The organism is Cyanobacteria bacterium FACHB-DQ100, assembly GCA_014695195.1.
GTDB lineage: Bacteria > Cyanobacteriota > Cyanobacteriia > Leptolyngbyales > Leptolyngbyaceae > Leptolyngbya.
Genome location: JACJNW010000028.1, coordinates 834583 through 847523 on the forward strand (window position 1 = coordinate 834583; position 12941 = coordinate 847523).

The 12941-nt window shown below is 47.7% G+C and carries 10 protein-coding genes, 1 tRNA gene and 1 CRISPR repeat array; of the genes, 5 read left to right on the forward strand and 6 right to left on the reverse strand.

The annotated features are described in order from the left end of the window. Positions 1-49: 49 nt before the first annotated feature. Entirely contained in the window at positions 50-2308 is a 2259-nt protein-coding gene (locus tag H6F51_15075) for a glycoside hydrolase family 3 C-terminal domain-containing protein (GenBank protein MBD1823807.1), read from the reverse strand. Between the two features lie 256 nt (positions 2309-2564). Here H6F51_15075 and H6F51_15080 point away from each other — a divergent pair, with 256 nt between their 5' ends. From H6F51_15080 to H6F51_15090, 3 genes are all read left to right on the forward strand, one after another. Beyond that, on the forward strand, positions 2565-3026 hold the full coding sequence (locus H6F51_15080; GenBank protein ID MBD1823808.1) for a cupin domain-containing protein: 462 nt from the start codon (positions 2565-2567) through the stop codon (positions 3024-3026). Positions 3027-3342: 316 nt separating this feature from the next. Then, positions 3343-5076: an ABC transporter ATP-binding protein gene (locus H6F51_15085; protein MBD1823809.1), complete on the forward strand. Its 1734-nt coding sequence runs from the start codon at positions 3343-3345 to the stop codon at positions 5074-5076. Then, entirely contained in the window at positions 5073-6860 is a 1788-nt protein-coding gene (locus tag H6F51_15090; GenBank protein MBD1823810.1) for an ABC transporter ATP-binding protein, read from the forward strand. The genes H6F51_15085 and H6F51_15090 overlap by 4 nt, the downstream gene beginning before the upstream one ends. A 155-nt stretch (positions 6861-7015) precedes the next feature. Then, positions 7016-7271: direct repeats of the CRISPR family, unit length 38 nt; unit sequence AGTTGCAATCGCCTTGCGAGGCAGGGGCGGGTTGAAAG. 393 nt (positions 7272-7664) lie between these two features. Here the strand turns inward: H6F51_15090 and H6F51_15095 are convergent. From H6F51_15095 to H6F51_15115, 5 genes are all read right to left on the reverse strand, one after another. After that, a tRNA-Leu gene (locus H6F51_15095) sits at positions 7665-7746 on the reverse strand. A 62-nt stretch (positions 7747-7808) separates the two neighbouring features. Then, positions 7809-8141 (reverse strand): hypothetical protein, encoded by a 333-nt coding sequence (locus H6F51_15100; protein MBD1823811.1) that lies wholly within the window; start codon positions 8139-8141, stop codon positions 7809-7811. 80 nt (positions 8142-8221) lie between these two features. Continuing rightward, on the reverse strand, positions 8222-9526 hold the full coding sequence (locus H6F51_15105) for a 2-succinylbenzoate--CoA ligase (protein MBD1823812.1): 1305 nt from the start codon (positions 9524-9526) through the stop codon (positions 8222-8224). After that, positions 9502-10458 (reverse strand): o-succinylbenzoate synthase, encoded by a 957-nt coding sequence (locus H6F51_15110; GenBank protein MBD1823813.1) that lies wholly within the window; start codon positions 10456-10458, stop codon positions 9502-9504. Before H6F51_15110 ends, H6F51_15105 begins: the two co-directional genes overlap by 25 nt. Next, positions 10458-11357 (reverse strand): 2-carboxy-1,4-naphthoquinone phytyltransferase, encoded by a 900-nt coding sequence (locus tag H6F51_15115; GenBank protein ID MBD1823814.1) that lies wholly within the window; start codon positions 11355-11357, stop codon positions 10458-10460. The genes H6F51_15110 and H6F51_15115 overlap by 1 nt, the downstream gene beginning before the upstream one ends. Before the next feature lie 253 nt (positions 11358-11610). On the opposite strand from H6F51_15115, the gene H6F51_15120 reads away from it, so the two are divergent. After that, on the forward strand, positions 11611-12345 hold the full coding sequence (locus H6F51_15120; GenBank protein ID MBD1823815.1) for a phycocyanobilin:ferredoxin oxidoreductase: 735 nt from the start codon (positions 11611-11613) through the stop codon (positions 12343-12345). A 52-nt stretch (positions 12346-12397) separates the two neighbouring features. After that, on the forward strand, positions 12398-12880 hold the full coding sequence (locus H6F51_15125) for a hypothetical protein (protein MBD1823816.1): 483 nt from the start codon (positions 12398-12400) through the stop codon (positions 12878-12880). Positions 12881-12941 lie beyond the last annotated feature (61 nt).

A 12941-nucleotide genomic window follows, 5' to 3' on the forward strand; every position in this document is an offset into this window, starting at 1 on the left:
GGAAGTGTTAGCTTAACCGATCGTGACTGAAGAAGGTCACTCCCACTGTTTACCCCTGGTTAACCTCTTCGAGCATCTGTTGTAGTTGTTGCTCAGTTAGCAGACCCATAACTACCAGCTTGGCAATTGGCATATCTTCGTAGAAGCGCCTCATTGAATCAGCGGCTGCTGCATCCTTCGACATCTTTGCCCGGACGAACAATCGATCGTGAATCGGTTGCAGCATCTGTCTTGTCGCCGGAGTGCTCATCCATTCCCCAAGGGAAGTGAGACGGTCATATTGGTGGGGTCGCGATCGAGTGGATGTGAGAGCCACGGTTATCTGGAGGCGGATGTCACGCGAGGATGCGCCAATCAGGATGTCGAATTCTCCACTATCTGTCACCCACGCTTTAACGTCAGGATCGTAGTAAGCAAAGGCACGCGGACTTAACTGCAACTCAACTTTCTTTTCTTCTCCCGGTTGAAGTAACACCTTCTCAAATGCTTTGAGTTCCTTGTACGGACGACATAAGCGCGGCTGTTTCGGATGCACATAGAGTTGCAAAACCTCCTGACCTGCCCGCAAACCTGTGTTCTTTACCTTGAGAGATACGGTAAGCGTATCGGTATCTTTAAACGTCGGCTGGTTTACCTCCAGCTCCGAGTAGCTGAATGTGGTGTACGACAAACCGTGACCGAAGGGAAACAACGGCTCGATATCGCGAGCATCGTACCATCGATAACCAATGAACAGTCCTTCCGTATAGATAGCTTGCCGTCCCTGACCCGGAAAACTGAGATACGAGGGAGTATCAGCAAGCTTGATCGGAAATGTTTCCGATAGCTTACCTGAAGGGTTAACCTGTCCTAACAAAACATCCGCCACGGCTGCGCCACCCGCCTGACCGCCCAACCACCCTTCGATAATTGCAGATACCCGCGACACCCACGGCATGGTGACTGTTGCACCGTTCGTCAGCACGATCGCAACATTCGGTTGAACATCGCACACTGCCTCAATTAACTCATTGTGTGCTTGGGGTAAATCAATGTGTTCGCGATCGTATCCTTCACTCTCGAAGGACGGTGGTAGTCCGACGAAGACAACAGCAACTTTCGCTGCTTTAGCAACAGCTTGTGCTTCCCTCAATAGCACAGAGTCGGATTGCTGATCTTCAGTGTAGCCATCAGCGTAAGCGATCGCCTCTCGGCTTCCTATCAGACGAATTAACTCGTCGTGGGCGTTCTCTACTTTAGTGGGTACGACTTGCGAACTGCCTGATCCCTGATATCGGGGCGACTTTGCAAAGCGTCCGATTAGCGCAACTGAAGACAGTACCTCACCTGCAAGCGGCAATAAATTACGATCGTTCTTGAGCAGCACAATACTCTCTCCAGCGGCTCGGCGGGCAAGCGCATGGTGTTCCTCAGAATCAAAAGTCATGGCGGACTTACGAGCAGTATTCACCTTAAGGATAGCTTCTAGTAGCTCGCTCACAATCTCGTTGAGCTGTTCTTCAGGCAGCTGACCTGCCTTCACTGCCGCAACGATCGCGCCCACGCTTGAACCTCCACCGGGCATCTGGAGATGAAGCCCCGCTTTGATACTCGCAACCCGGTCGTTGACTGCACACCAATCCGATATCACGATTCCTTTGTAGCCCCACTCCTTCCTGAGAATGTCCTGCAAGAGGTACGAGTTCTCGGGGGCGTAGGTACCGTTGACCTGATTGTAGGCTGCCATCACCGACCAAGGATTCGCATGAGTAATTGCGATCTCAAATGGGGTGAGATAAACCTCGCGTAACGTCCGTTCATCAATCAGACTGTTGGAGTACATACGCCCCGTTTCTTGCTCGTTTGCTACAAAGTGCTTGAGCGAAGTGCCGATTCCTTGCTCTTGTACTCCATTGATTGTTGCTGCTGCCATCAAACCACTGAGAACGGGATCTTCGGAAAAATACTCGAAGTTGCGTCCGCCCAATGGAGAGCGCTTGAGGTTGGCACCCGGCCCCAGTAACACTTGAACATCGTGCGTTTGGGCTTCGATCGCAATCGCCTTGCCAACCTCATAAGCTAGGGCAGGATTCCATGAGGATGCGATCGCGGACTCAGTAGGAAAGGCTGTTGCTGGTAAGCTACTACCGATTCCCACTTCTGTTGAACTAGGCGATTTACGTAGTCCGGTCGGGCCATCAGAAAGCCAGATCGGAGAAATATTGAGGCGCTCAATGGGTACCGTTGTCCACAAGTCCTGTCCGACAGTCAACGCCGCCTTTTCTTCCAAAGTCATGCTCTCTAGCAAGGTTTCAAGTTGGGACATGATACACATTCTTCTAAAAGTAAACAAAACAGAACATTGCCAAAGCTTCTTGAAGACATTTTCTGTTCATATTGAAATTTTAAAGCGACTAACCCAAAAGCTCCATAGAACATTCATAACAGATGTTAGGGATGAGCGAAGAAGATTGTAAACCTGACGATATCCTTATTCCAGGGGCAAGGTTAGCAGGGAATCAGTTATTGTTTGAAATTAATGCGATCGCAACAGTTCCCAACACCCTGATACTTAGGAGTAAACCATGTCGCTTCCTCTAATTTTGCAACCTGGTGAAGGACGATCGGTACAAATTCGCACGAGCACTTGTACATTCAAAGCAACAGGCAAAGAGACACACGGGCATTTTGGCTTATTTGAGTTTGTGATGGAACCCGGAGCGAATGGTGCTAGCCCTCACATTCACAAAGAATTGACTGAGCTGTTTTATGTTGTAGAAGGTGAGGTAGAACTGGTTTTAGGTGAGCGCCGAGTGGTTGCTGAGCCGAAAACCTTCATTCTTGTCCCGGAAAACACTCCTCACGGATTTTCTAATGCTGGGCAGACTCAAGCAACATTGCTGATTATGTTTTGTCCTGCTGATTCACGTGAGCAGTATTTTGAGGGATTAGCTGATTTGACAAAAGACGGAAGGCAACCTAGCCAAGCGGAACTACTCGACTTAATGCAACGGTTTGATCAATACCCAGTTCCTGAGAATACATAAGCTTCAAATCGAGAGAAAATTTAAGTCTGAAAGGCTGTTCAAAATAAAGTAGAAGACCCGTCGAACTGACGTTACTTTCCGTTTAACTGCAATACATTTAGCTGCAATACATTTAGCTGCAATGTTCAGTCTATGTACAATTGAAACGCTTTTCAACAGTTGTTTGTGTTGAATTAAACAATAATGCGGCGTGTTTAACCAAAATATGCCTGCCCTAAAGCAGATGTTAGACTCGCTTTAGTTCCATAAGATCGCACAGTTCAACTGTTAAGGGTGGTGTCGCTTGACTCAACTCCGTGAAGACGAACCTTCATCAATGGCTCCACTCAGACGAGTGTTGCAAGGTTTAAAGGCGCATCGATTTGTGGCGATTGGTGCTATTTTAAGTCTGCTGCTGTTAACGGCTGCAACTGCTATCACTCCCCAAATTTTTCGTTGGGGCATTGACCAAGGCATTGCAGCAAAGAACTTCACCGTGGTGTGGGAAAGCGCAGTCTTGATGGTGATTGCCGCGATCGCACGGGGATTGTTCAACTTTGGGCAAACCTTCTGGTCGGAAGCAACCTCGCAAGGTGTAGCGTATGATTTACGCAATCAATTGTTTACCAAGATTGAGACGCTGAGTTTTAGCTACCACGATCGCAGTCAAACTTCGCAGTTAATCACTCGTGCAACTAGCGACATTGAGCAGATCCGAGTGTTGATCGGAACAAGCTTAATTCAAGTGATTGGAGCCGTGATTACGCTGGTCACGATCGCCACAATTCTGCTGGTGATGAACTGGCAGTTAGCACTGATTACACTAATCGTTGTGCCGATCGCAGCTTGGCTATTAACGCGATTCTTCAGTCGCAATGGCAGTGTATTTCAGCGAGTACAACAGCAACTCGGTGATCTAAATGCGGTTTTGCAAGAGAATCTCCTCGGTGTTCGCGTGGTGAAAGCGTTTGTCCGAGAATCGCAGGAGAAAGCACGTTATACTGCACTAAACAATGAATTGATTGCTATCAGCATGAAGACGCTGTACGCAATTCGGAATACGTTTCCGTTGATTTTCCTGTTGAGCAATTTGATTACCGTTGCGGTTGTTGGATATGGTGGCGCACAGGTGATCAATCGACAATTTTCCATTGGTGAACTGGTTGCGTTTAATTCATATTTGCTGTTCATTCTTCAACCAATTTTGCTGATTGGATTTGCTGCACCTGCGATCGCTCAAGCAGCAGCTTCGGCACAACGAGTGTATGAAGTTCTCGATGCTGAAATTGAAATTCGCGATCGACCCAATGCGATTCCGTTTGTGAAATGTGGCGGCAGAATTACGTTTGAAAATGTCTCATTTCGCTATCCCGGCGCAACGACTGAAGCCCTGAGAGGCGTTTCCTTTGAAACGAAGCCGAATGAACTAATTGCAATTCTTGGCATGACCGGATCAGGCAAAAGTACGATCGTCAATCTACTGCCGCGATTTTATGACCCGACTAGAGGTGCCGTCAGAATCGATGGACATGATGTGCGAGAGTTCAGCTTGACGAGTTTACGATCGCGCATTGGCATTGTGTTTCAAGAAACAACCTTGTTCGCTGGTACGCTGCGAGAAAACATTGCTTATGCCAAATCGGATGCGTCTTTAGCAGAGATCGTCGAGGCTGCAAAAACCGCGCAGATTCATGATTTTATTGCAGGACTACCGGATGGATACGACACGATCGTTGGAGAGCGGGGTGTCGGACTATCCGGCGGCCAGCGCCAACGGATTGCGATCGCTCGAACATTGTTAACCGACTATCGCATTTTGATCCTCGATGATAGTACCTCAGCCGTTGATGCTAAAACCGCTGCAGAAATTCAAACGGCACTCGATCTATTGATGGAGCAAAAAACTTGTACTGCATTTGTGATTGCCCAACGGATTACCACGGTGCGGAATGCCGATCGAATTTTGCTGATGGATCAAGGTGTGTTAGTCGCACAGGGAACGCACGAAGAACTAATGCGGACTAGCCCGCTCTACAGCGCAATTTTGGAATCTCAGGTAAAACGGTCATGAACAGTCCTTTAGCAACCACCGAAAAGCCAACCCGCCAGGTGTCAACATTAAGGCGGTTTTTGAACTATGTTCAGCCGTATCGTAAACAAGTTCCGATCGCATTGCTGTGTGTGTTAATCGGAGCCGCATCACAGGCAGTTGGGCCGTTTTTTATTGGATGGTCGATCGATCACTTGATCACACAAGGGAATCTTCAGGGCTTATTACTCGCTCTACTGGTGCTGACACTGATTTACTTTATTGGTGTTCAAGCAATTCGTGAGCAGATTGTCCGAGTCGGTTGGATTGTGCAGCACGTCCTCGCGCAACTCCGAGAAGACATTTTCGTGAAGGTGCAAAGTCTACCATTGAGCTACTTCGATCGTAGCGAAGCTGGAGATTTGATGAGTCGATTGTTGAATGATGTTAGCACTGTGAATCAAGCTTTCGGTCAAACCGTAGCGCAAATGCTCGGTAACTTATTTAGCTTGGTTGGCATCATCATTGCAATGTTATTGATCAATCTGCAATTGGGGCTAGTCAGTAACTTTGTTGTGCCGTTGATGATTCTAACTACAGCAGTCTTTTCACGTTGGGCACGATCGCGCTTTCGAGTCACCCGAAAAACGATCGGAGAACTATCTACTAAACTCGAAGAAGACATTAGCAGTGTGCGCGAAGCTCAAGCGTTTAATCGTGTGCAACTAAACATTGATGAATTCGTCCATCTCAATGCTGCAAATCGCGATGCGAACATTCAAGCGGTCGCAATTACCGCAGCCTTTTTACCGTCGATCGACTTTCTCAATACCTTAGCAACCGCAGGTGTACTGGCATACGGTGGCTATTTAGCGGTGAGCGGACAAGCAACAGTGGGGGTTGTGACTGCGTTCTTGATTTATGTTCAACAATTCTTCAGACCGATTCAGATTCTGAGTCAGTTTTACACCCAGGCTCAATCCGCGATCGCTGGACTCGAACGAATTTTTAGCTTACTCGATGAGCCCTCACAGCTTAATGATGCTCCTGATGCGATCGAGCTGCCGCCCATTCAGGGTGAAGTGCGATTTGAGAATGTTTCTTTTGGCTATACCGCAAACCAGCGCGTTTTAAATCAAGTCAATTTGCTGGCTAAACCGGGACAAACGATCGCCCTTGTCGGTGCAACTGGAGCAGGAAAAAGCACGATTATTAACTTAATTCTTCGCTTTTACGATGTGACTGGTGGAGCAGTAATGATTGATGGCATTGATGTCAGAACTGTGACTCAAGCTAGTCTGCGTCGCCAAATTGGGATTGTTTTACAAGACACGATTTTGTTTAGCGGAACTGTTGCCGAAAATATTGCGTTTGGTCGTCCCACAGCAACTCAAGCCGAGATTGAAGCCGCCGCGCAAGTTGCAAATGTGCATGAATTGATTACCACTCTGCCACAAGGGTATTCAACTTATCTGGGAGAACGTGGAGCCATGTTGAGTCAAGGGCAACGTCAGTTGATTAGTATTGCGCGGGCAGTGTTGATTCAGCCGCGAATTTTGATCCTGGATGAAGCAACGAGCAGCATTGATACGCGCACCGAAGCACTGGTGCAGGACGCGATCGCACGACTCCTTCAAAATCGCACAAGTTTTGTGATTGCTCATCGCCTTAGTACGGTGACTCAAGCGGATCAGGTGCTAGTCGTTCAGGGTGGACAGATTGTGGAAAACGGAACGCACTCGGAACTGCTGGCACAACAAGGAATTTACGCTAATCTTTATGCACTGCAACTTGGCTCAACCACTCCCACGCCGACTGCTCCATAATAGTGAACGAATGTCCAACTTATGGTTAATGTACATTCACTAATTAATTGACGCTTTAACACATTTATGTCATCGGCCTCTAAACTGCTAGAAGTTTTATCTCATAACCCTTCTAGCTTGAAAGGCTCCCAGGCACTAAGGCGATCGGTTCTCTAAGTTGCAATCGCCTTGCGAGGCAGGGGCGGGTTGAAAGCGAACTCCAGCCACATCAGAACATAGGGAAGTCTTAGGTTGCAATCGCCTTGCGAGGCAGGGGCGGGTTGAAAGAAGAGTTGATGAAGCGGTTGGTGGACTTGCTTTAGTTGCAATCGCCTTGCGAGGCAGGGGCGGGTTGAAAGACTTGTCACGAAAGCTTGATATTCCAAAGACTACGAGTTGCAATCGCCTTGCGAGGCAGGGGCGGGTTGAAAGTACGGGACTGAACGGATTACCTCAATCACCCCTTGGGTTACAATTGCCTTTGAGTCCAAAATAGCTGTAGATCTACCCTTTAAGTTAGGTGTCAATCCTGAAGGTTAGAAGTTTGATCGACATCAAACTCTGCTAGACAATTCTCCCAACTTGAAATCTAGCCTCTGCTCGATTAGGCTTGAAGTATTAATTAGGTGGGTTGAAAGAAGGTTCAAGTCCTTTCTAAATTAGTTCCGGCGACAGTAGTATGTTAACAATCTTAATTGCCATCTCAGACGACGCGAATCTGTAAAGATGACGCTAATTCGTTAAGAGCGACAAGAATTTGTTAACGATGACAAACAATTAGTGAATGTACAACAATCACATACTAGTAGGTAGAGAGTTCAGAAATGCGGATGAAAGGACTTGAACCTTCACTTCTTGCGAAACCAGAACCTAAATCTGGCGCGTCTACCAATTCCGCCACATCCGCTTGCGATATTTATCATAACAGGAGAAAGGAGAATTGACTTATCCTTTCTCCCGATATTCGAGTTAAGGCATACTGCCGAGGCTGAGCGGAATAAGATTGCCCTCGATCGTAAGCCCAAGCAGAATTGGATCTCCAGAATGTATCGGTTTGCCAGTCAGGGCGCAACGATCGTCGGTTTGGGCGGTGGCGGAGAGGGTGGCGCGAATATCGGCGGGAGAGAGTTCCGGGGTGTAGCTGCCCGATCGCTGTTGGACGTAATTCCACAAAATTTCGCGAATGAGCGCTTGATAGCCTTGGTTGCCAGAAAGTGCTTTAAGCTGCTCCTTCAACTCACGTTCTAAACGGATGCTCGTGACTTCCATTTCCGTTGTGCTGGTGCGAGTTAAGGTGTGCATGATGGTCTCCTTACATAAGTGTGGACAGGTTTATAATACAAGTGTAGTATGTGGTTTCGTCAACGGTAAAATCTTTCGGATCATTTGAGAATTGCTTCGATGCGATCGGGCTGGATTTTTCCCTGAGCCGTTCGCGGAATTTGAGCAACTTTGATCCAGCGCTTCGGCTGTTTGAAGGCGGTGAGGCGCGATCGTAGAGCGGCTTTGAGTTGGTCGATCGTAACGGTTTCATCACTTGGAACGAAAATTGCCGTCACGCTTTGCCCCCAAATCGGGTCAGATGTGCCTATGACATGGATATCCTGAACGAGGTTTGTAGATCGAACTGCCGCTTCAACTTCAATCGGGAAAATATTTTCGCCGCCACTGATGATTTTGTTGCTGTTTCGTCCGAGCAGGTGCAAAAAGCCGCGATCGTCAAAATACCCCAAGTCATCGGGAGCGAATTTCGGCTCGGTGAGCAAATTCGGGTAATAACCGAGCATTAAGGACTTGGCTTGAATGCTGAGCTTTTGATCGACGATCGTGATTTCAGCATGAGGCAGAACGCATCCACAGCCTTGAATCCCATTGAGAAAATCGGCAGGTTTGAGTGTGGCAATTTGCGAAGCCGTTTCGGTCATGCCGTAGGTAGGCGCGATCGGTAAGTTTTGCGACCGGGCTTGTTGCAGTAAATCTGACCACGCAGGCGCACCCCCTAACAAAATCGTTTTGAATCTCGCTAACCAATTCCCTTGAGGCATTAATTGCTGAAGCTGAGTCGGAACGAGCGAGATAAAAAAGTCTTGCGGGTCGAATTGAGTCTCTAGCGTTTTCCAAGATTGAATAATGAATGTGCCGTCTGTGAGGAACGATCGCATAAATTGCATCAATCCGCTCACATGATAAAGCGGCAAGACACAGAGAGAATTAATTGATTCGACCTCAAAATATTGACAAAATCCTTGCACTGATGCAGTGAGAGTATCCCAAGTGTGCATTGCAAATCGAATTTTCCCTGAAGTTCCACCTGTTGGAATCATGACGAGTGTTTTCGTCTCCGAAAGTTGGCGATTGAAATTAAAGTCCCCCACTCGTGGGGGATTTAGGGGGCTTCCCAAGGTCTCTGAAGCTCCCGACTCTCCCCAAATCAGGGTTGGCTTAACCAACTCTAAAACCTGCTGCCACTCCGTCTCACCCCAATCTGGATTGCACAGAAACACTTGACATGGAACCGAGCAAGCCGCAACAAACCCCGCAAGAAACTGCACCGGATCGCGATCGCACATTAAAATCACTGGCTTCTCAATCTCCAGCAATTCCCGATACCGCAGTCGAGCCAATTCCACCAATCTCTCAACATCCGCAAAACGGAATGATTCTAATCGACTGAGAGGCTGTTCCATAGCTCCTCAAAGTTCTCACTGTTCAATTCATCAAACCAATGTGCCGTACCGTATCCCACGGCTCGATTGCTCAGTTCTGCTGCAAGCTGCAATCCCATCTGTCGCCCGATCGCCGTCTCAAAAACAGTCGAAAACACAGTATCAATTTGGTGCTTCTGACAAAATTGACGAAGCTGTGACGGAAATCCAGCGATCGCAGGCTTAATCACAAAGATTCCATGCCAGCCGCGATCGTAGCAATCTCGAAGCTGTCCAAGCGTTGCAACCGATTCATCTAATGCAATTTGAGTTCGATATTGCTGACTTAATTTCAACATAATCTCAAAATCATTTTCTCGCATTGGCTGCTCTATAAATTCGATACTGCTATAGTCATCACAAAACTCTAGCCATTGGCGTAATTCAGATTCATTCAATCCCATGTTGGCATCGAGTCTCAACGCTGTATCTTTTGGTAATTGACTGAGTAATGATGCGATCGTTGTAATTTCTGTTTCAATCGGCGCGATCGCAATCTTCAATTTAAACGTTCGATACGCCTGGTTCCAAAGTGTTTTCCAGTCTTCCACCTGAGAAAGTAATCCACTGTGTTGAAGCACTTTCCCACCTTCAAAGTCCCCCACTCGTGGGGGATTTAGGGGGCTTCTCAACGCCATCAACGCAGCCGATTCAAACCCAAATTGACAAGCAGGAAGAGGAATCTCTCGAATCCAATTCAAATCGATCGCGCTTGGTGCATTCCGACAAAGCGCGACCGCATCCTCGATCAACTCCGAGCCAAACCACTCCAAGGGCGCAATCTCCCCAAACCCAACTTGCTCCGCTGCATCTTCCAATCGAATCAGAATTCCCTCTCGTACCGTCCAAACTCCATGATGTGTTTTCAACGGCTGACGGAATCGCCGACGATACGGGCGAAACTCAAACTTCATCACGGAAGCAGAAATCCTAATCCAAACAGCAAGCCGTACCAAAAATGCAATTCAACCGCAATCAATCGACAACGCAACAGTTTATGCGGGTGATCATAGTGAGCTTTAATCACTTGACATAAGCGTTTTGCAACCGGAAAGCTCAGTAACGACAACAGCGTCCAGAACGGAAACACTTTCAAAATTACAAACAAAATCGTCAATGCGTAAAAACTGCCACAAATCCAAGGCAAAAGTTCCGCCGATCGCTTTGCACCCAAGCGCACAACCGGAGATTTTTTACCGATCGCGGCATCATCTTTCACCTGATTAAAATGCGAACAAAACAGCACCAAACTCGTCGCGATTCCCACGCCGATCGATGCCGCAAAATTCACAGTTGACCAAGCTTTCGTTTGACTGTAATAAGCTGCCGCAAATGCCAAAGGGCCAAACGCCACGAAGCACAACGGTTCACCCAAACCTTTGTAGCTCAATCGAAAGGGTGGGCCTTGATAGACATAGCCGATCGCACAACACAGCAGAATCAATCCAATCACTGTAAAATCTTGCTGCAACAGCGCGATCGACAAAATCCCCGAAAGCCCAGCCACCAAGCAAGCGTTGGCAATCCAAAAGACGAGCGGCTTATTTCCGGTCAAGTTAACGACCGAATTCGCTTTATTCACATCGACCCCAGTTTCCGAGTCGAACACATCATTACTCAGATTTTCCCAAGCCAGGATCAAGATCGCAGACACCAAAAATACGAAGAAAATTGCTGGATTGAGCGATCGAGTTTCAGCAAACGCTACCGCAGACCCAACCCAAATCGGCATAACTGCCACACTATACATGGGCGGCTTAATCGCGGCATACCATAATTTCTTTTTAGCAGGCTCCACCGATCGCAGGGTCATCCACTTGCTCCTAACTACAGCCAATGCTTGTAATAACGCACTTTTTTCAGTGTCTCACTCGGGTTTGATCAACGCGGCGATCGATTATAGAAACGTTACAGATTGTGCAAACAATTATCAAACGCTCAACCCGGAGGAGGCAGAGAAACCTTATCCCCTACCCCCGCATCTAAAAATTCCCAGTTGCAAACTGATATCCTTGGTAAAAGAGAAGAGTGAGTAACACCTTATCCTCATTCTTCATTGATTTAATATGACTTCGATTTCGCCTTCTCTGCGCCAACAGCAACACCCTTTAATTCGCAATTTAGCCAACATGATCGAGCGCGTGTGGCAGCAACACTTAGATCTGTCACCCTACGACCTGCCCGAAGATTTAGGCTACGTAGAAGGACGAATGGAAGGTGAAAAACTGGTGATTGAAAATCGCTGCTATCAATCGCCGCAGTTCCGCAAACTTCATCTCGAACTGGCAAAGCTTGGAAACTCGCTGGATATCTTGCACTGTGTCATGTTTCCGCGTCCAGAGTATGCGTTACCGATGTTCGGAGCCGATCTAGTCGGCGGACGCGGCGGACAAATTAGCTTAGCGATCGCCGATCTCTCTCCAATTAGTGCCGATCGCCAACTTCCCGAAGACTATCAAACCGCACTCAACGCCGTTCCTGAAACTGAGTTTGTGCAGCGACGAGCGGTTCCAGAATGGGGTGATATCTTTTCTGATTTCTGTTTGCTGGTCCGTCCGAGCAGTCCAGAAGAAGAAGCAGCATTTTTAGAGCAAGTACGATCGTATTTAGAAATTCACTGTCAAACGGCGATCGCTACTGATCCGACTCCAGAGCAAAGTGCCGAAATTCTGGCGGGACAGCGATACTACTGCACTCAGCAGCAGCAAAACGACAAAACCCGCCGAGTGCTGGAAAAAGCCTTCGGCACAGCGTGGGCAGATCGCTACATCACCACCGTTTTGTTTGACATGCCTGAGTAATGCTTCGAGGGCGCGGGGAATCTTAAACAAAGATTTCTGCGGTGCTACCACGATGTTAAAAGCTAAATCGGCTCTTTCCTGGGAATGTTCGACTCAATCGGCTTTCGTGCCGCTCTCATATGAGGGTGAGATTGTTGGATTTTGCCATCCGAAAAATGCAGCAGCGATCGCCAAATCGCTCAATGAAGCAGAACTGTTTCGCAAAGCCTTGTATCTTGCGTGTTATGACCTAATCGCCCGCATGGGTGGATCATCCGATCGTGTTGGCGACCTTGTGCAGCAATATTTAGCAAAGGTTGGAAGACCCCTACAAGGAAGCGCGCTGATCGCAGTCATGCTGCGGGAACGGCAAACCGATCTAGACCTGACCGAAGAAGAGTTTGCAAAATTCTGTGATTCTTACCGCCTATCCCGCGTAGAACTCCGGGGAATCTATCAAGGTGCAGAAGTAGAAAGTCATCAACTGATTCCACTATCTCGAATTCTCGGAAAGACCGTCGATGAAGTGATCGAAGCGTGGAAAGGAGAAGCGTAACTTATATCCGCTTAAACTATCCGCTCAAACTTGTCGTTAACAGTGTTACGCGAAAGTGGTA